The organism is Rhizobium lusitanum (assembly GCF_014189535.1).
GTDB lineage: Bacteria > Pseudomonadota > Alphaproteobacteria > Rhizobiales > Rhizobiaceae > Rhizobium > Rhizobium lusitanum_C.
Genome location: NZ_CP050307.1, coordinates 1,295,860 through 1,313,750 on the forward strand (window position 1 = coordinate 1,295,860; position 17,891 = coordinate 1,313,750).

Annotated in this window: 19 protein-coding genes; 12 read left to right on the top strand and 7 right to left on the bottom strand. The window is 58.7% G+C overall.

Annotated elements, in window-relative coordinates:
- Positions 1-13 precede the first annotated feature (13 nt).
- The gene (locus HB780_RS08990) at positions 14-844 is read left to right on the top strand and encodes an AraC family transcriptional regulator (RefSeq protein ID WP_183687015.1); all 831 of its coding nucleotides are present in this window, start codon (positions 14-16) and stop codon (positions 842-844) included.
- Between the two features lie 78 nt (positions 845-922).
- Here the strand turns inward: HB780_RS08990 and HB780_RS33350 are convergent, their stop codons facing one another.
- The gene (locus tag HB780_RS33350) at positions 923-1,201 is read right to left on the bottom strand and encodes an alpha/beta fold hydrolase (protein WP_353622950.1); all 279 of its coding nucleotides are present in this window, start codon (positions 1,199-1,201) and stop codon (positions 923-925) included.
- A 430-nt stretch (positions 1,202-1,631) separates the two neighbouring features.
- Here HB780_RS33350 and HB780_RS08995 point away from each other — a divergent pair, with 430 nt between their 5' ends.
- Together HB780_RS08995 and HB780_RS09000 are read left to right on the top strand one after the other, a co-directional pair.
- Positions 1,632-2,534: a helix-turn-helix domain-containing protein gene (locus tag HB780_RS08995; RefSeq protein ID WP_286202894.1), complete on the top strand. Its 903-nt coding sequence runs from the start codon at positions 1,632-1,634 to the stop codon at positions 2,532-2,534.
- Between the two features lie 367 nt (positions 2,535-2,901).
- Positions 2,902-3,684: a LuxR family transcriptional regulator gene (locus tag HB780_RS09000; protein ID WP_183687017.1), complete on the top strand. Its 783-nt coding sequence runs from the start codon at positions 2,902-2,904 to the stop codon at positions 3,682-3,684.
- A gap of 132 nt (positions 3,685-3,816) precedes the next feature.
- Here the strand turns inward: HB780_RS09000 and HB780_RS09005 are convergent, their stop codons facing one another.
- Entirely contained in the window at positions 3,817-4,491 is a 675-nt protein-coding gene (locus tag HB780_RS09005; RefSeq protein WP_183687018.1) for an acyl-homoserine-lactone synthase, read from the bottom strand.
- Positions 4,492-4,740: 249 nt separating this feature from the next.
- Between HB780_RS09005 and HB780_RS09010 the strand changes: the two genes are divergently transcribed.
- The gene (locus tag HB780_RS09010; protein ID WP_183687019.1) at positions 4,741-4,992 is read left to right on the top strand and encodes a hypothetical protein; all 252 of its coding nucleotides are present in this window, start codon (positions 4,741-4,743) and stop codon (positions 4,990-4,992) included.
- 255 nt (positions 4,993-5,247) lie between these two features.
- Positions 5,248-5,859: a class I SAM-dependent methyltransferase gene (locus HB780_RS09015; RefSeq protein WP_183687021.1), complete on the top strand. Its 612-nt coding sequence runs from the start codon at positions 5,248-5,250 to the stop codon at positions 5,857-5,859.
- 181 nt (positions 5,860-6,040) lie between these two features.
- Here the strand turns inward: HB780_RS09015 and HB780_RS32960 are convergent, their stop codons facing one another.
- Positions 6,041-6,172, bottom strand: a complete 132-nt coding sequence (locus HB780_RS32960) for a hypothetical protein (protein WP_286202895.1) — start codon at positions 6,170-6,172, stop codon at positions 6,041-6,043.
- Positions 6,173-6,187: 15 nt separating this feature from the next.
- On the bottom strand, positions 6,188-6,919 hold the full coding sequence (locus HB780_RS09020; RefSeq protein ID WP_286202896.1) for a nucleotidyltransferase domain-containing protein: 732 nt from the start codon (positions 6,917-6,919) through the stop codon (positions 6,188-6,190).
- A gap of 243 nt (positions 6,920-7,162) precedes the next feature.
- Between HB780_RS09020 and ahpC the strand changes: the two genes are divergently transcribed.
- From ahpC to HB780_RS09035, 3 genes are all read left to right on the top strand, one after another.
- Positions 7,163-7,726, top strand: a complete 564-nt coding sequence (gene ahpC / locus HB780_RS09025) for an alkyl hydroperoxide reductase subunit C (protein WP_183687025.1) — start codon at positions 7,163-7,165, stop codon at positions 7,724-7,726.
- Between the two features lie 125 nt (positions 7,727-7,851).
- Positions 7,852-9,432, top strand: coding sequence for an alkyl hydroperoxide reductase subunit F (gene ahpF, locus HB780_RS09030; protein WP_183687027.1), 1,581 nt, complete (start codon positions 7,852-7,854; stop codon positions 9,430-9,432).
- A gap of 15 nt (positions 9,433-9,447) precedes the next feature.
- Complete coding sequence (locus tag HB780_RS09035) at positions 9,448-10,380, top strand: LysR substrate-binding domain-containing protein (RefSeq protein WP_183687029.1); 933 nt, start codon at positions 9,448-9,450, stop codon at positions 10,378-10,380.
- Positions 10,381-10,397: 17 nt separating this feature from the next.
- Here HB780_RS09035 and HB780_RS09040 read toward each other — a convergent pair whose 3' ends face one another.
- The 3 genes from HB780_RS09040 to HB780_RS09050 form a co-directional block, all read right to left on the bottom strand.
- Entirely contained in the window at positions 10,398-11,339 is a 942-nt protein-coding gene (locus HB780_RS09040; RefSeq protein ID WP_183687031.1) for an ornithine cyclodeaminase family protein, read from the bottom strand.
- A gap of 221 nt (positions 11,340-11,560) precedes the next feature.
- Positions 11,561-12,475, bottom strand: a complete 915-nt coding sequence (locus HB780_RS09045; protein WP_183687033.1) for a proline iminopeptidase-family hydrolase — start codon at positions 12,473-12,475, stop codon at positions 11,561-11,563.
- 53 nt (positions 12,476-12,528) lie between these two features.
- A complete protein-coding gene (locus HB780_RS09050) occupies positions 12,529-13,311 on the bottom strand; it encodes a helix-turn-helix transcriptional regulator (RefSeq protein ID WP_183687034.1) in 783 nt (260 codons plus the stop codon).
- 128 nt (positions 13,312-13,439) lie between these two features.
- Here HB780_RS09050 and HB780_RS09055 point away from each other — a divergent pair, with 128 nt between their 5' ends.
- The 4 genes from HB780_RS09055 to HB780_RS09070 are packed head-to-tail and all read left to right on the top strand — an operon-like array spanning position 13,440 to position 17,874.
- Positions 13,440-14,330 carry a proline iminopeptidase-family hydrolase gene (locus HB780_RS09055; RefSeq protein ID WP_183687036.1) on the top strand — a complete coding sequence of 297 codons (891 nt, stop codon included), beginning with the start codon at positions 13,440-13,442 and terminating at the stop codon, positions 14,328-14,330.
- A gap of 51 nt (positions 14,331-14,381) precedes the next feature.
- Positions 14,382-15,320 carry an ABC transporter permease gene (locus HB780_RS09060; protein ID WP_183687038.1) on the top strand — a complete coding sequence of 313 codons (939 nt, stop codon included), beginning with the start codon at positions 14,382-14,384 and terminating at the stop codon, positions 15,318-15,320.
- Complete coding sequence (locus HB780_RS09065) at positions 15,317-16,168, top strand: ABC transporter permease (RefSeq protein ID WP_183687040.1); 852 nt, start codon at positions 15,317-15,319, stop codon at positions 16,166-16,168. Before HB780_RS09060 ends, HB780_RS09065 begins: the two co-directional genes overlap by 4 nt.
- Positions 16,165-17,874, top strand: coding sequence for a dipeptide ABC transporter ATP-binding protein (locus HB780_RS09070; protein WP_183687042.1), 1,710 nt, complete (start codon positions 16,165-16,167; stop codon positions 17,872-17,874). The genes HB780_RS09065 and HB780_RS09070 overlap by 4 nt, the downstream gene beginning before the upstream one ends.
- Positions 17,875-17,891 lie beyond the last annotated feature (17 nt).

Sequence of the window (17,891 nt, forward strand, 5' to 3'; positions counted from 1 at the left end):
CGATTGGGCCAAAATGGAAAAACTCTCTCAACAATTGCTGGCAACCGTCGACAACGGCCATGAGCAAAACATGCATTGGACAGAGGAATCGAATGCGGACGTACTCGTCCACAGCTCCGAGCCGCGGCAGGGCAATATCGTGCCATGGCATCATCATCGTCGCTCGCAATTGCTCTGCGTCTTCGCCGGCGTCATCCTGATCATGACGACCCGAGGCCGCTGGATGGTGCCGCCCGGCCATGCCTTGTTCATTCCCGCCGGACTGGAACACTCCGTCGAAATGCTGAGCAATGTCAGTATGAAATCGGTCTATGTGATGCCGCACGATCCGAGGCCATTGGACGAAGCCCCCCGCGTCGTCGAGGTGACGGATCTTGCCCGCAGCCTGTTGCTCGAAGCCATCCGGCTGCGGGAGGCGCCGATCGGAAATCGCAAGGCGGAACTGGTCCTTTCCCTCCTCCTCGAAGAGATCTCGACGCTTGAAGAACGACCACTCGGGCTGCCCTTCCCGTCCGACCGGCGGCTGGCGGCACTCTGCCGCGCCTATCTTGCAAACCCGACGCCGAATGCCCGCCTGGATGACTGGGCCGAGAAGCTGGCAATGAGCCGCCGGACCTTCACCCGGCAATTTCGCAGGGAAACCGGCATCAGCTTCACCACCTGGCGGCAACAGGCGAGCGTTTTCGCCTGCCTACCCCAGCTCGCGGAAGGTCAGCCGGTCACCAACGTCGCGCTGGAAGCCGGCTATGAAAGCGCCGCCGCCTTCACCACCATGTTCCGGCGCATGCTCGGAACCTCGCCGCGCACTTATATGGTCAACCGCTGGTCATTCGACCGGGCGTGAATATCGCAGGCGTCACCTGACGCGCTAAGCGGCAGGTAGCCAAGCTCGATCGTCGCATGCTCTTCTCTCTGCGCGGCCTCATGCATATTCATGTTGCAAATCCGCGCCGGTCAGATGCTGTTCCAGATACCGATTGAACCAATCGGCATGCGTCATGGAGAGAAAATGCCCAGCATCCTCCAGGAGAAGGAAGGAGGCCTGGTTCAGTTGTGAATACAAGCGCCTGGAAATGTCAGGTTTAACAACGCGACCCTCCTCACCCGCAATCACTAGCGATGGAGACGCTAGCTTGCCGAGCTCATCCGATGCCTGGCATTGTTTTACAAACCGGAGGTAACAGATCTCCCACTGTCGCATACTGATAGAATTTTCCGACCGTTATACCTGTCCCAAGGAGGTCGCTCATCCGTCCTCGACGCAGCCTCCGCGCATCCCTCGACATCGCCTTGACGACGAGTTTCAGAGAAGGTGATCCGGCACACATATCCGCGCCGCGCGACGATATCCAGAACACGCATCTAAATTAGATGTGCGGACAATTTTTCCTTTTTGAGGTCACCCTTCGTGGATACAGGACTGGCCACTCGCAAATGTTTTCCAGTATTTAGTTTAAAAAAAACAAATACAATCTGAAGTGCAAAGGCTTTTCAAGTCAAAACCCTGATTGAACATTTCTGCTTCTACCGAATTGGACCGGCTTTCCGATCCCGTGGCGCACACGATCGCCTATGCCACACACGAGCGGCCGCTCGCCTTGGTCTCGTTTCTATCAATGGAGTTGAGACTAATGGCCAAGCCAGATGACTATAGTTTTGTTGAACTGGATACGAAGAGCAAGGACGGCATATTTTCGGCCATTCCCGAAGAAATCGGCCCCCGGGCTCAGACAGTCCTCGGCGGATTTATGAAGGTCTCGCGACCGGCCGGATCGATGAATTTCAAGACCAATGCGGAATTTGCCTCGATCGCTCTTGCCCCCATGCCCGAAATGGAAGCAGCCTTTGCCAGCGACAAGCTTCGCAAATTCCAAGTGCCCGTGGGTATGCTTGTCATCAATCCGGCCGGCGTCGACAGAACCCTCAAATGGCCGAGCTTGAAACGGAATGCCGCCATTGCCTTCAGCCCGGTCGCCTATACAAATCTGGCGAATGCCGAGCTTGAAGGGGGCAACTGGGAACTGCATCCACCTCGCTTCGGCCATGTCGATCTTTATACGCTTCGGATGGCCCGGACCATGATCATGGAGATATCAAGCGCATCGATCAACGAACTCTATATCGACGCGTTTCTGACGATCCTCGGCGTTTATCTCATCCGGAATTATTCGACGGCGAAGTTGAAGGCAACAAAGGCACAAAATCGGCGCATGTCTCCGCAGACATCCAAGAGAGTGCTGGACTACATGAACGAACACATAGCCGAGAGACTGTCGATCGAAACGCTCGCCAATATCTGTCTGATGTCGCCCAGTCATTTTATCCGGGCATTTTCGATGACGTTTGGCACGCCACCCTACAAGTACCTTGTGAACATCCGTCTGGAGGAGGCCGAACGATTGCTTCTGGGTTCGACACTGCCAATCTCGGACATAGCCTTACGGACAGGCTTCTCAAGCCAAAGCCACCTGACGAATGCCATGATGCGCTACAAGCAGACAACCCCCGCCAAATTCAGGGCCGAACACAGCTAGAAGGTCTGCAACACCCACCTGCCGACGCCCATGGACCGTCGGCACACCGAGCAGTCGCTTGCAATAGCTCGAAGATTATTCAACTTACGAGAGTATTTAATAAAAGCAGAAACCTGCAAGCGCAGCGTTTCCATGAAAGACTCCTGGGAAAAACTATGCGTCAATTCCCAATGTTTTTAACGGAGAACTTTGCCCTGAGAATTGATGAGCGACGGTCAGTTTTATCGTTGGCTTATTACCACCCTAACGAGATCGTTGCAACCAGAGATCAGCAAAGCGGCATTTCATCGCGAAGACGTTTATCGAGGAGAAAACACCTTCGCGCGCCCGCTTCAGATATCACACACACGTTGGGGGAATGTCACTGATGTCAGAGTACAATACGATCTACGCCGAAGTGGTCCAACCGTTTCTTCTTCAACTTGAGTTGTGTACCGACATAAGCTCTCTCGAAGATCTCTTCTCTAAGACGCTGTCTCACCTCGGGTTTCCGTTGTTTGCCTATAATATTCACAGGATGAGCGCTTCGTTCATCATGAATGAATCCACGGTGGACCCACAAAATTTTATCATTTCAAATTTTCCGAACAAATGGCTGACCCACTACTTTCACCAGAAGTACAAGGAAATCGATCCGACCTTGAAATGGGTAGGTACCGGCCAAGGGATCGCACAGTGGAGCGATCTGCTCACATCGGATGATATCGACAAAAACCAGAAGCGGCTGCTGCAAGAGGCTTATGACGCAGGTCTTGCCAACGGCTTCACGTTGCCGATAATGACGGAATTGGGCGAAGCGGTTGCCATCAGCGTCGTTCCGGAGCCCGGTAACAATGAGCGTATCCTTGCCGCTCTGCCTATCGTACAGGTCCTGGCCCAAGGCTACCATCGAAAAGCCAAAGGCATATTGCTGGGTCATTCTCTTAAAGTCGGTTCGGCGCGGCGTAAATCTTTCCTATCGCCACGCGAAATCGACGTACTGCACTGGATGGCCAGGGGGAAGACCGCGTGGGAAATCGCTGAAATTCTCAGCATCTCCCAGAAAAGCGTCGATTTTTACACCGACATGGCAAAGACGAAACTCCAAGCGATGAATAGAACCCATGCCGTCGTAAAGGCCATTATGCTGGGGCTCGTGACGCTAGATTGAGCGCAAGGTGTCAACACCGCTCTCTTGTAGCCCGATCAGAAATCGGGCCTGGTGCAGAGCAAGGCCATCCTCAAAATTCGCCGACAACAGAGCGCGACCATCTCCTGCGGTCGCGCCTCACCCGGCAATAAGTTAGACTAGGGCCGGTTGAGCGACGCTGGCGGCCGGCTGATCGCTCTGGCTTGACAGCGGAGATGGCGGTGCGGCTTTGTGGCGGCCCCTACCGTTGAGCAAAACAGACCGGCAAGCGCCCAGGATGTCGGGCGAGACTTCGTGTTCCAGCGCAACCGTCGGAATGCCGTCGATACAGTCGATATCTCCAAGCCTGCGGAAGCGGTAACCCGCTTTGCGGAGCATCGGCTCAAGATGGGTATAGGTGACAGAGACCATCTTATCCAATTCAAGGTGCTTAGCCGCAGCTTGAATGCCCCAGAGCAATCGGTTCCGCAAATCCATGCATCCCTCCAGGCGCTCCCTGCGATGATCGATGGCGAAACGTGTGATCTCGTAAATCCGATCCGATCGCGGCAGGTCGCCGTCCTTCACCAGGTGAGGAAAAATCTCGTTCAGAAGGCTCGCATCGGAGGTCTTGAGCAGCCGGGCTCCGGCGACCACATGCCCGGCGCTATTGCTAATCGTCACATAGACCGCCCGCGAAGTATCATACTCATCTTCCTCCAGCCCGTCACGGGCGGCAGGCAGAGCCCAGCCAAGACGTCGGACAAAAACCTCGTATCGCAGCTCGGCGAATGATCGGAGTGTTTCTACATGCATGGCCCGATTGGAAGAATCGATCAAATTCATCATGACGTGCACTCCTGTCTTCGGTTGGATATGAACGTCACAACAACAGAAACGCATGGAGTCCAAAATTGGTAGCTATTGCCTTGGGAAGAAGCACCCGGGAAAAATCCCAGATGCTGTTGAAGTCTCGTTTGGGTACACTTCGCTAGAGCATTCGACACTTCTACTGTCGGCATGTGGCAACGCGCTCAATCAGATCGGTTTGCTTCTTATTCAGAGCAAACCGATCAACCAGAGGAACGTACCAAAGCCATGAAACGATCGCGCCTTGGCAATTTACTTGTCAAACCAGTCGAAAGCTGGCGTCGTTTTCGCGGAAAAATCCCCGCCGACAGCGACGTCGGCATCGAAAAAACCAACGAAGATACGTGGCCTGACGGCAACGAACAGGACCAGCGCGGGCCCTTGCGCCAAGCTCTCATATTTCTGCTCAATGAATCGAAATCCTTGGGCTACACAAAAGTAGCCAAACACCTGAGCCGCGCGATCGACGCGCTGCGGTAGCGATCGCCGGGCGCGAGCGCGAGCGTGGTACGGACTGCTGTTGATCGACCAAATACATCTGCTTCAAGCCCATATAGAGACGTGCGTTCCCGGTTATGGTTGCCGCCCCAAGTTGCGCCAGCATGACTGATCATGACCGATTCGCGCATTCGCGGTGAGCATTAATCCTGAATTTTCGCCGCGGAATGATAGCCAGCAACAGGCAACGCATCGGCGCGCCATAATGTACGCCATTGGTTACCATAGCGCCGTCCATTGACTTCAAATCATAGGCCGCATGCGGAAGCCGGTCTGCGCGTATTCGAGGTCGATCGTGCCTCCACCCAGCAATGGAAGCGACAGTGTCTGGAGGTCGCCGCAATCGCACCGCCCGATGCTGTACGCTTCGTGCCCGTCGATTTCGAGCATGATTCGCTCTCGAAAAAGCTGGTCGAGGCGGGATTTAGCATCGACCAGCATTCATGCTTTTGCTGGATGAGCGTGACCGTCCACCTGACACCTCAGGCTGTGTTCGACACCCTGTCCTTCGTAGCATCGCAACCTGCCGGGAGCAGCATCACGTTCGACTATCGCGTGCCGGGGTCGCAGCTCGGCCCAATGGATCGTTTTGCCGTCGATCTTATCGAGCAGGAGATTGCAGCCTTGGGGGAGCCGTGGCTATCGGCCGGAGCTGCAGCGACAACTCCAGGAGCTTGGCTTCAGCCAGGTCGAGGCTCCAGGACCGGAAGCGATCAACTTACGTTATCTCTCACGCCGCAAGGACGGCCTTCAAAGCTGATCGACCTTCCGGCTCGTCTGCGCGCGCGTCTGAAAACGCGACAACGTCGTTCACCTCTCCTGTTCGGCATATCATCGAAAACACAATGATCAATGGCGAGGCGATCCGACTTGATGAAGCTAGGAGGATGCCCGCGATGAACACCATGGTAAGGCTCAATTATTCGCATCCGCCGGTGCGCCCCAATGATGTGCCTGGCTTCTCAAGGCTCGAGATTCCGCAAGCGGGCAGCGGATCCTACCCTCCGAAAAGCAAAGGGCGCTCGACCCATCACTGGGGAGCGCCCTCGCTGTTACCCTGGACAGCAGACACCGGCTCGGCCTCGAAAGGTCGGCCCGGCAGGCTATCGATACAGGTGATGGTCGGTAGATAATAGGGCATCATGCCGTTTGCAAGGAGCATACCGAAGAAAGCCATTTACCATTGGCGACTTCGGCGAGCGGCTTGCGATGCCTCGCGACGATCCCCGTGAAAATAAGGTCCGCCCGTTCGTGCAAGTTCCGCATCGGCAAACTCGATCAGTCGTTTCACGTCTCCCGCCATAGCAAGCGCGAAGCTTCGATCGAAGCCGCCGAACAACTCTTCGTCGAATGCTTTCAGAAGCCGCGGAATCCATTTCCCCTTGCCCGACCATCGGCCGCGAGTCAGCAACATCAGATCGGCGAGCGGCTGGTATAGCTGCGCCGTGATCGCCCGCATGTCCTCGATACCTCGCTCGTCCCTCAGATCGTCGAGCGTATCTGTGATCTGATATCGCAGCGCGTCTAGCTTGGCAGCAGAGAGCGCTGGCGCGCCCTGGTCGAGCAGCTTTCGGGCATGCATCTGACAGGCTTTGGCCTGCTCCACATCCCCACCCAATATATGGCCCGAAGCCACCATATGGATGATGATCGGATAGCCGAGAGCCATGTCGTTTTCAAAGAACCAGCTCAGCGTTTCCGGGTCGTGGACAAAGGCCTCAAAAGGCAGATGATCGTCCATGAAGGATTCGCGCCAGGCCACATCAAGCCTGTCGAAGACGACCACAAGATCGACATCGGATGTGCTCTTCCCCTCGCCGCGCATGATCGACCCGGCAGCAAATGCAAATGCGCAACCGGCAAAACGCCTGGCGAGGACATCCTCTACCCTCTTCAAAGCTTCGGACATAGCGATTGTCCCATTGTTCTTCATCGTACGCCTTTCAACATGTGACGGGTATCTTGGCATCCTCGCCAAGTTTGCGCCAGAACGAGTCCAGATCTTGATAACACACCACTTTTTCGCAGGGCGCGGGCGCCACCCCATAGATAAAACCTATCGAATTTTTCGGATTTATCTATTTTGCTTATTGCAGCGCACGCACTATGTTGCAGCGCGAAACCCCTCCTGTCCAAATAATACAAGGCTATCATGTCCGTTCTCAATACCGTCGTTAAGCCGTTCAAAGCCCAGGCCTTCAAGCAGGGCAAGTTCATCGAGGTCACCGAAGCTGACATCGCCGGCAAATGGGCGGTCTTCTTTTTCTACCCGGCTGATTTCACCTTCGTTTGCCCGACCGAACTGGGCGACGTCGCGGACAATTATGCCGAGCTGCAGCGCCTTGGCGTCGAGGTCTATTCGGTTTCGACCGACACGCATTTCACCCACAAGGCCTGGCACGATAGCTCCGAAACCATCGGCAAGATCCAGTATGCGATGATCGGCGACCCCACAGGCACCGTTACCCGCAATTTCGACGTCATGCGCGAAGCTGAAGGCCTTGCCGATCGCGGCACCTTCGTCATTGATCCCGACGGCGTCGTCCAGGCCGTGGAAATCACCGCCGAAGGCATCGGCCGTAATGCCGCCGACCTGCTGCGCCGGATCAAGGCTGCCCAATATGTCCGCGCCCATCCAGGTGAAGTTTGCCCGGCAAAGTGGGAAGAAGGCGACAAGACCCTGGCTCCTTCGCTGCATCTGGTCGGCAAGATCTGATTTCGGCTTCGGCCAAAGCCTTCCCCGGAAACGGGGAAGGCCTCGCACACACACTTTAGACTGATGGCGTTTTGTCCAAAAGGGGCAATCCGCGCCGAATCCCATTTCCCACCGGAGACATATCGATGCTTGACGACGCACTGAAAAGCCAGCTCAAGGCCTATCTGGAAAAAGTCGTACGGCCGATAGAGATCCGCGCGAATGTCGATGACAGCGCCAAATCGAAGGAGATGGTGGCGCTTCTTGAGGATATCTCCGCTCTTTCCGACAAGATCGCTCTCTCTCGGGAACAAGACGCCAGCGAACGAGCCCCTTCATTCGCTCTGACCAGCCCGGGACACGATATCAGCCTGCGTTTCGCCGGCATTCCGCTCGGCCACGAATTCACCTCGCTCGTCCTCGCCCTTTTGCAGACCGGCGGACATCCGCCGCGCGTCGAGCAGGCCATTCTCGACCAGATCCGCGATCTCCACGGCGAGTTCCGCTTCGAAACCTATTTCTCGCTATCGTGCCAGAATTGCCCTGACGTCGTTCAGGCGCTCAACCTGATGTCGATCCTCAATCCGAAGATCAGCCATGTCGCCGTCGACGGCGCCGTGTTCCCGCAGGAAGTTGCGGATCGGCAGGTCATGTCTGTTCCCACGGTCTATCTGAACGGCGAAGTCTTCGGACAGGGCCGGATGGAAGTCGAACAAATCATTGCCAAGCTCGACACAGGCGCTGCAAAGCGCGCAGCCGAGAAGCTCGCGGATCTGGAACCCTTCGACGTGCTGGTGGTGGGCGGTGGTCCGGCAGGCGCGGCATCTGCGATCTATGCCGCGCGCAAAGGTATCCGCACGGGCGTCGTGGCTGAACGTTTCGGCGGCCAGGTGCTCGATACCATGGCGATCGAGAATTTCATTTCGGTCCCGCATACCGAAGGGCCTGCCTTCGCAAGCGCTCTCGAGGCGCATGTGAGGGACTATCCCGTCGAGATCATGAACCTGCAGCGGGCTGAAAAGCTGACGCCCAAGGGCGGCCTGTTCGAAGTCCAGCTTGCCAGCGGCGCGACGCTGCAATCCCGCACCCTCATCCTGTCCACCGGCGCGCGCTGGCGGCAGATGGGCGTTCCCGGCGAGGAGCAGTATCGCAACAAGGGCGTTGCCTATTGCCCACATTGCGACGGCCCGCTGTTCAAGGGCAAGGATGTCGCCGTGATCGGCGGCGGCAATTCCGGTGTCGAAGCGGCGATTGATCTCGCCGGCATCGTCAAGCACGTCACCCTCATCGAATTCGACAGCAAGCTGCGCGCCGACGATGTGTTGCAGCGTAAGCTGCGCAGTCTCTCCAACGTCCGGATCATCCTGTCGGCCAAGAGCACGGAAGTGCTTGGCGACGGTAGCAAGGTCACCGGTCTCGTCTACGAGGACCGCAACAAGGACGAGAAGCACACCCTGGCATTGGACGGCATTTTCGTACAGATCGGCCTACTGCCCAATACGGAATGGCTGAAGGGCGCCATTTCGCTCTCCCCCCGTGGCGAGATCGTCGTCGATCACCACGGCCAGACGTCGTTGCCCGGCGTCTTTGCCGCCGGCGATTGCACCACCGTTCCCTACAAGCAGATCGTCATCGCCGTGGGCGAAGGTGCCAAGGCTTCGCTCGCCGCATTCGACCACCTCATCCGCACCTCTGCTCCGAGCGAAGAGGAGGCCAAGGCCGCCTAAGCGGTAAGGCATCCCATGACACTCAGAGAACTGGAATATCTCGTCGCGCTGGCCAAATACCGTCATTTCGGCCGCGCGGCCGAGGCCTGCCTGGTCAGCCAGCCGACATTGTCGACCCAGATCAGGAAGCTCGAGGCGGAACTCGGCACGCCGCTGGTGGAGCGCGACTCGCGCTCCTTCATGCTGACGGCGTTCGGCAAGGATGCCGCCGAACGCGCAAAACGAATCCTCATCGATGTCCAGCAATTGAAGAATGCCGCGCTGCTGAACCAGAACCAGGAACTCGGAACGCTCCGTCTCGGTGCCTTCCCGACGCTCGGGCCCTATTTCCTGCCGCATGTGGTGCCGCAGGTGCATGAGCGCTTCCCGCAACTGGAGATCCTACTGAGCGAGGAGAAAAGCGGCGTGCTGCTGTCGCGCCTCCGGAGCGGCGAGCTCGATGCGGCACTCCTGGCCCTGCCGGTCGAGAGCGACCAGTTGCAGGTGGAATTCCTGTTTGAGGAACCCTTCCTGCTCGCCGTGCCGAAGAAGCACCCGCTGGTCGACCCGGCGGGCATCAGCATGGAAGACCTCTCTCGTTACGACCTGATGCTTCTGGAGGAAGGGCATTGCCTGCGCGAACACGCGCTCGACGTCTGCCGGCTCTCCGGCGCCGGACAGAAATCCTCCTTCCAGGCGACAAGTCTCGAGACGCTGCGCCTGATGGTCGGTGCAAATGTCGGCATCACCCTCCTCCCCATGTTGGCAACCATCGGCCCGATCATGTCGTCGGACCAGATCCGTCTGCTGAAATTCAACGACGGCAACCCGAAGCGCCGCATCGGCCTATGCTGGCGCAAAAGCTCGCCGACAGGCCCCCTTCTGAAGCAGCTGGCGGAGATGTTTCGCGCAACAGCGCAGCAATTGTTACGCGAGGAATCGCATCCCGGCGGTTTAACGAGAGATTAGAAGGGCGCAGTGTCGCGTCAATCTGCACCAGCCCTCGCCTTGAGCGCATCCAGAATGCGTGCCCCCACCAGCACCTCGGTACCGGCAAGACCTACGGAACAGAACAATGTCGTCTGACCGGGCCCTTCGCGGACAGTAAGCTTGCCGCTGACAATCGCCGCGAGGTCGACCAGCCGCTCCGCGCTGGCCGTTCCCTCCAGGAAGAATGGCATCTTGTAGGCCTTCACTTGCTCCGGAGAATCCGTGGCAATGAGATGGGCGGCGGCGGCGACATCCAGGCCCAATTCATGCTCGTCCACCATCTTGGGGCCGACGGTATTGATGTGAACGCCGGCCTTCAACCAATCCGCCTTGATCACCGGCGTCAGGCTGCTTGTGGCGCAGATCACGATATCGGCCTCCCGGACGGCGCAACGCGGCGAGCCGACGGGTTCAACCGGAATGCCCAGGCGCTCTTCCATCTCCAATGCGAATTGATAACGGTTCCGCTCGCTACGGCTATAGACCCGGACATGGGTCAGGTCGCGAACAAGCGCTGCCGCCTCCAACTGGGCGCGTGCTTGCTGGCCGCTGCCGATGACGCCGACCGTCCTGGCATCGGGGGACGACATATAGCGAATGGCAATGCCACCGATCGCGCCGGTGCGGATCTCTCCCAGTCGCGTCCCGATGATGAGGCCCTGAAGCTCCGCCGTTTCCGTTGACCAGACCGCTGTGATCTGTTCATGGCGAGGCCCTTTGAATGTGTCATAAACCCTGAAGCCGGCAATGGAAGCATCGTCGAGCATTCCGCCGATCGTGAAGATCAGGTCTCCTTTCTCGGCAAAGGAAACATTGTGCCTCGGCGGCGACACCAGCCCGCCCATGGATCGGGCAAGGAGTGCCCCCTCGATCGCCTCGATGGCAAGCTGCATGACCGGAAGCTCTTCCAGATCACTGTCGCCCAGAATGATCGCCATCACCCCTCCATCGCTAGCGAGCAAACGCACTCTCACACCTCAACCCAGGTTGAGGTCAACAGAAACTTTCGCGCAAACACACCACACAATTTCTTTGATCCAAACGCTCCTCACCAAGGGCTTTCGCCGATTCGTTTGTCTCAAATGCGGTTTTCTTCGAAAGAGACCTAGTCGTTATATGCGGAACGACCAAGGTTTAGCCCACCCATATCACCAGAACGTCAGTCATGCTCCGACAGGAAGGTAGAAACGGTTGCCAGACACAGCTCCTTCTCCTCGACATGCGGCATATGGCTGGACTGCTCGAAGACCACCCATTTGCAGCCGGCGACGCGATCGACATAGGGCCTGACCACATCCGGCGTCGCCTCGTCGTATCTTCCGGAGATCAGCAGCGTCGGGGCCTCGATCAGAGGCAGCCGGTCCTCGATCGTCCAGTCTTTCATCGTGCCGATGACGTGGAATTCGGTCGGGCCGTTCATGTTGCGATAAACGGTGTTGTCCACATCCATGATCGCGAAGGTGCGCGCCACCTCCGGCGGCCAGGGGACGACGCGGCAGACATGCCGGTCGTAGAAGACGCGGGAAGCCTCGATGTATTCAGGATCGGTGATCGTGCCTGCCTCTTCATGTCTCAAAAGCGTGTCCTGCACATGCTGCGGCAACTCACGGCGTAGCCGATTGGCTTCGGAAACCCAGGTGTGCATGTTCGCCGGCGAGTTAGCGATGACGAGCGCCTTCAACCCTTTCGGCTGGCGCACCGCATGTTCCGCACCCAGCATGCCGCCCCAGGACTGGCCGAGGAAAGCATAGCGGTCCTGGATACCGAGATGCTTCAGCAACGTGTCCAGCTCTTCCAGGAACAGCGCCGGCGTCCAGAAGTCGGGGCCTTTTTCCGTCAGGCGCGTGGAGTTGCCGTTGCCAAGTTGGTCGTAATGGATGACGGCGCGGCCGTCGATCTCTGTGATGCCCTTGAAGCTATCGACATAGTCGTGCGTGCAGCCGGGGCCGCCATGGGCAACGACGAGGGGCAGCTTGCCGCTATCGAGCGATCCGGTGATGCGATACCAGGTCTGGTATTCGCGGAAAGGCAGGAAGGCTTCTTTCGATGCAACGGCGGCCACGGAGTTCTCCATCTCTTTGACAAGGATGGAAAAGCATAACGCGACCTCAAGGCCTGCGGCAGCTATCAGAAGTTATAGGATGGCTCGTTTTCCAAAAGCCGGTAATGCGTGGCGCGCACCACCGCCTGCGTACGGTTCTTGGCTCCCAGCTTCTTCGCCGCCGAATTCAGATGCATGACGACGGTCGGCACCGAACGGTCGATGATGCGGGAGATTTCCTTGGCCGAAAGTCCCTCGGCTGAATGGCGCAGGCACTCCCGCTCCCGCTCCGTCAGCCGCATCTTGCCGACACTGCGCGCGCTTGAATCGAAAAGTGCATAGGCGCTTTCGTGGAAGACATGCGCGAGCAGGCCAAAATCGGCAATGTAACGCAGTGCATTGCGCTCGAAATCCTTGTTCGCTCCGAAACGGATGCCGGTCACCGTCGCATAGTCGCCGCGCGGCATGTGCACCGGTACGGTGACGCCGGTCGACATGTCACGCTCGTTGAGGTAGCGGGCGACCGGTTCGGTATTTTCTCCCAGATACCGGTTGATCGCCGTATCGGCCTCGACATTGTAGTTCCAGAAGAACGGCGCCGAGGTGCGCAGCGCCACCTGCTGCACCGGATCAATACGGAAATAGCCGCGGTCGAACCAGTATTCGAGCATGTCATCGGAGATATTACGCAGTTTCAGAAACGAAGGAACCATGATCTCGCCGTTGAGATCGAAGGGCACCGGCGTATAGTCGTAGACCAGGGCTTCGAAACCGAGCTGTTGCATCGCCTCGAAAGCCTGGTCGATCCGTCCGTCCAGCGTATCATGCGCCGTAAACTTGCGTCTGATCGTTCCGATTTCATCAAGCATGGAGAACTCCGGCCTACATCCAAACCCCAACCCTATCACTTCTTATAGCTGGTGTGGATCGCGGTTTACGGTAAAAATTTAATCATGCCCAAATGTTGGGCAAGAAGAATATTTGCCGGAGTAAGCTGATGTGGCGCGAAATGCAGCCGGACGAGCGCATAGAAGTCGAAGTCGATGGGCACAAGGTGATTGCCTATAGCTTCGGTTCCGGCGCAGAAACGGTTTTTTGCTTGAATGGCGGCCCCGGCCTTCCCTGCGACTATCTGCGCGAGGCTCATTCCTGCCTCGTCGACCAGGGTTATCGTGTCGTTGCCTTCGACCAGCTCGGAACCGGCGCCTCCGACCGCCCGACGGACCCGGCCCTCTGGACCATCGGCCGCTATGTCGAGGAAACCGAAACCGTTCGCAAGGCGCTCGGTCTCGGCAAGGTCCATATGCTCGGCCATTCCTGGGGCGGCTGGCTCGCGATCGACTATGCACTCACCTATCCGGAAAACCTCCGGACGCTGATCCTCGAAGACACCGTGGCCGATATGCCGCATCTGATCTTGGAACTGGAGCGGCTGCGCTCGGCACTCGGCCCGGAAACGGTGGCGATGATGCAGAAGCATGAGGCGCAAGGCACCTACGACCATCCGGAATATATGGCCGCCGTGACGATCCTCAACTATCGCCATGTCTGTCGCCTGCCGGAATGGCCGGCACCTGTGCGCCGTTCGCTCGACGACTGGAACATGGGGCCTTACGCGACGATGCAGGGACCGAACGAATTCCTTTATATCGGCAATCTCAAGGACTGGAACCGCATCCCCGACCTGCCGCGCATGACCGTGCCGACGCTGATCACCACCGGCGAGCATGACGAACTGACGCCCGCCTGCGCGCTGCGCATGAAGCTCGCAATTCCGAACGCGGAGTTGAAGGTGTTTGCGAATGCGAGCCACATGCCGTTCTATGAAAACCCCGGAGACTACTACCCCGCACTTCTCGATTTCCTGGCGAGGCACAGGCAGGCATGATGCGACAGGAAGGGTTCAAAAACCGAAGAAGGCCAGGGAGCGATCGTCACCATGCATCGCTATAGGTTCGTTCTCAGCCGACCGCTGCAATTCCTGCCCGTCATTTTCGGCATCAGCGTCATCACCTTCATCCTGGTGCGCCTCATTCCCGGCGATCCCGCCCGCAACATCCTCGGCACACGCGCGACGCCGACGGCACTTGCCAGTATCCGCGCGCAATACGGCCTCGATCAGCCGATCTGGCTGCAATACTTCTACTTCCTGAAGAACCTCGCAAACGGCGAGATGGGCAAATCCATCCTCTACAAGATCGACGTGCTGAAGCTGATTTCCACCCGCATCGAGCCGACGGTGGCACTCGTCGTTGCCAGCGTCATCCTGTCGATCCTCATCGCCGTGCCGATGGCGGCGATTGCCGCCCGCAACAACGGCCGCGCGGCCGACCATATCGTGCGCATCGTCTCCACTTTCGGCATCGGCTTTCCGCCCTTCTGGCTCGGCCTGATGCTGATCATCCTCTTCAGCATCGATCTCGGCGTGCTTCCGGTCTCCGGTTATGGCGAGACGCTCGGCGACAAGCTACAGCACCTCATCCTGCCGAGCCTCACCATCGCGCTATCGCTGTCGACGGTGCTGACCCGCAGCCTGCGCGCCGCAATGATCGAATCCCTGAAGTCGGATGTGGCAACGGCGGCGCGGGCGCGTGGCATGCCGGAGAGCATCGTTTTCTGGCGGCATGTGGTGCCGAATTCGCTGGTGCCGACCATCAACCTGCTGGCGGTCAATATCGGCTGGCTGATCGGCGGCACGGTCGTCGTCGAGAGCGTCTTTGCGCTCCCCGGCATGGGCCAGCTTCTGGTGCGCGCCATCTTCTCGCGCGATTACATGGTGGTCCAGGGCGTCGCCATGGTCTTTGCCTGCGCCACCGTGCTCGTCAACTTCCTGGCCGACATCGTCACCGTCGCCGCAGACCCACGGGTGACCATATGAGCCTCCAGGCAACCATTCCCGCGTCCATTGGCGGGCGCCACTTCCTCGGCAAACGACTGACCCTTGCCATCGGCGGCGGCATTCTCCTGTTCTTTCTGCTGGCGGCGCTCGGCGCGCCCTTGATCGCGCCTTACGATCCGATCCTGCAGAATGCCGATGTCCGCCTGCAAGCACCGACCCTGCTTCACCCATTCGGCACTGACAATTTTGGCCGCGATATCCTCTCCCGCGTGCTCTGGGGCACGCGCATCGACCTGCAGATTGCCGTGATCGGCGTCGTCTTCCCCTTCCTGATCGGCACGACCATCGGCACTGTCGCCGGCTTTTTCGGCGGTGTGATCGATGCGGTCTTCATGCGGATCGTCGACATCATCCTCGCCTTTCCCTTTCTGGTGCTGATGCTCTCGATCATCGCAATTCTCGGGCCGGGCCTCGGCAGCTTCTATATCGCCATGGCGCTGGTCGGCTGGGTCTCCTATGCCCGCCTGATCCGCGCGCAGATGCTGGTGCTGAAGAACAGCGACTATGCTGTTGCCGCCGTCAGCCTCGGCTTCAGCCGCTTCCGCATCATGTTCCGCCATCTGCTACCGAATGCAATCGCCGGCTCGATCGTCTTTTCGATGTCGGATGCCGTGCTGGTCCTGCTCAGCGGTGCCGCCGTCAGCTATCTCGGCCTCGGCGTGCAGCCGCCGCTGGCCGAATGGGGCGTCATGGTCGCCGAAGGCCAGAGCTTCATCACCACGGCCTGGTGGATCACGCTGTTTCCCGGCCTCTCCATCGTCTGCCTCGCCTTCGGTTTCAGCATGCTTGGCGATGCGCTCGGCGAATTGCTGGGGGTGCACGAATGAGCGCCTCCGTCCTTTCCGTCCGCGACCTCACCGTCAAGGCGCATCTCGACAGCGGCGAGCGCATACTGCTCGATGCCGTATCGCTCGATCTCGCCAAGGGAGAAATCCTCGGCCTTGTCGGCGAAAGCGGCTCCGGCAAGAGCCTGCTGTGCCGCTCGCTGATCCGTCTCCTCCCCTCCTCGCTGCTGAAGATCGAAAGCGGCAGCGTTTTGCTCGAGGGCCGCGACCTCACGACAATCAGCGATGCCGACATGCTGAAGGTGCGCGGCGGCGAGATCGGCATGATCTTCCAGAACCCGACCAGCCATCTCGATCCGGTCATGCGGATCGGCAACCAAATCGCCGAGGGTATCCGTTATCATCAGGGTCTCAACGCCCGTGAGGCGCGCGCGGCCGCCATCGAAATCCTCGGCCAGGTCGGCTTTCCCGATCCCATCAGGCAATATGAGAGCTATCCGCACGAATTCTCCGGCGGCATGCGCCAGCGGGCGATGATCGGCGTGGCCCTGTCCTGCAATCCGAAGATCCTGATCGCCGACGAGCCGACGACCGCGCTCGACGTCACCATCCAGGCGCAGATCCTCAAGCTCTTGATGGACATCCGCGACAAACGCGGTCTTTCGATCATCCTCATCACCCACGACCTCGGCATCGTCGCCCAGACCTGCGATCGCATTGCCGTGATGCGTGGCGGCAAGCTGCTGGAGGAAGGTCCGAAGCGGGCGCTCCTCTCGCAACCGCAGCATCCCTACACGATCGACCTGATCAAAAGCCATCCGTCGATGCCGGATGAGACGGCACCTGTCGCGGAAGCGGTGAAAGACGATGCGCCCCTCAAGCCACTCCTCGAAATCGATGATCTGCACGTCCGCTTCAATGTCGGCGGTGGCCTCTTCAAGGGTAGTGGCGCCAGAACGGTCAACGCCGTCTCCGGCGTCAGCCTGCGTCTGATGCCGGGCGAAACCGTCGGGATCGTCGGTGAATCCGGCAGCGGCAAGAGCACGCTTGCCCGTGCCATTCTCGGCCTGACGCCGCTCTCCTCCGGCCATATCACGTTCGATGGCATCGATCTGGCTCAGCAAAGAACGGCGGGCCTCGCCAAGCTCAGGCGCGAAGCGGCTATGGTGTTTCAGGATCCCTACAACGCGCTCAATCCGCGGCTGACGATTGGCGACATGCTCACCGAAGTGCTCAAGGTGCAGGGCAAGATCGTTTCGGCCGACATCCCCGCCCGCGTCATCGAACTGCTCGACCTCGTCGGGCTGGAGCGCGAATTTGCCAAGCGCAAGCCGCGCAGCATGAGCGGCGGCCAGTGCCAGCGCGCCGGCATTGCCCGGGCGCTCGCCGTCGACCCGCAGCTCATCATCGCCGACGAATGCGTCGCCGCCCTCGACGTCACCATCCAGGCGCAGATCATCGAACTTTTCCGCGAGCTGACGCGGAAGATGAACCTGACCCTGCTCTTCATCGCCCACGACCTCGCCATCGTCCGCAATCTTTGCCAACGCACCGTCGTCATGTATCGCGGCGAGATCGTCGAGGAAGGTCCGTCCGAGGAAGTCTTCGCGCGGCCGAAACATCCCTATACGGCCTCGCTCATCGCCGCCATTCCGGACATTGATCCGGACAAGCAGCTCTTTGCCGACACCGATCTTCCCGGCGAAAACAACGTCGCCGAGATCCTGCCTTTCAAACGCATGCCATAACAACCAAGGGAACGATC

Coding starts and splice junctions, on each gene's coding strand:
- HB780_RS08990 (WP_183687015.1), top strand. CDS start 14: ATGGAAAAACTCTCTCAACAATTGCTGGCAACCGTCGACAACGGCCAT.
- HB780_RS33350 (WP_353622950.1), bottom strand. CDS start 1,201: ATGCGACAGTGGGAGATCTGTTACCTCCGGTTTGTAAAACAATGCCAG.
- HB780_RS08995 (WP_286202894.1), top strand. CDS start 1,632: ATGGCCAAGCCAGATGACTATAGTTTTGTTGAACTGGATACGAAGAGC.
- HB780_RS09000 (WP_183687017.1), top strand. CDS start 2,902: ATGTCAGAGTACAATACGATCTACGCCGAAGTGGTCCAACCGTTTCTT.
- HB780_RS09005 (WP_183687018.1), bottom strand. CDS start 4,491: ATGATGAATTTGATCGATTCTTCCAATCGGGCCATGCATGTAGAAACA.
- HB780_RS09010 (WP_183687019.1), top strand. CDS start 4,741: ATGAAACGATCGCGCCTTGGCAATTTACTTGTCAAACCAGTCGAAAGC.
- HB780_RS32960 (WP_286202895.1), bottom strand. CDS start 6,172: ATGCTCCTTGCAAACGGCATGATGCCCTATTATCTACCGACCATCACC.
- HB780_RS09020 (WP_286202896.1), bottom strand. CDS start 6,919: ATGTCCGAAGCTTTGAAGAGGGTAGAGGATGTCCTCGCCAGGCGTTTT.
- ahpC (WP_183687025.1), top strand. CDS start 7,163: ATGTCCGTTCTCAATACCGTCGTTAAGCCGTTCAAAGCCCAGGCCTTC.
- ahpF (WP_183687027.1), top strand. CDS start 7,852: ATGCTTGACGACGCACTGAAAAGCCAGCTCAAGGCCTATCTGGAAAAA.
- HB780_RS09035 (WP_183687029.1), top strand. CDS start 9,448: ATGACACTCAGAGAACTGGAATATCTCGTCGCGCTGGCCAAATACCGT.
- HB780_RS09040 (WP_183687031.1), bottom strand. CDS start 11,339: ATGGCGATCATTCTGGGCGACAGTGATCTGGAAGAGCTTCCGGTCATG.
- HB780_RS09045 (WP_183687033.1), bottom strand. CDS start 12,475: ATGGAGAACTCCGTGGCCGCCGTTGCATCGAAAGAAGCCTTCCTGCCT.
- HB780_RS09050 (WP_183687034.1), bottom strand. CDS start 13,311: ATGCTTGATGAAATCGGAACGATCAGACGCAAGTTTACGGCGCATGAT.
- HB780_RS09055 (WP_183687036.1), top strand. CDS start 13,440: ATGTGGCGCGAAATGCAGCCGGACGAGCGCATAGAAGTCGAAGTCGAT.
- HB780_RS09060 (WP_183687038.1), top strand. CDS start 14,382: ATGCATCGCTATAGGTTCGTTCTCAGCCGACCGCTGCAATTCCTGCCC.
- HB780_RS09065 (WP_183687040.1), top strand. CDS start 15,317: ATGAGCCTCCAGGCAACCATTCCCGCGTCCATTGGCGGGCGCCACTTC.
- HB780_RS09070 (WP_183687042.1), top strand. CDS start 16,165: ATGAGCGCCTCCGTCCTTTCCGTCCGCGACCTCACCGTCAAGGCGCAT.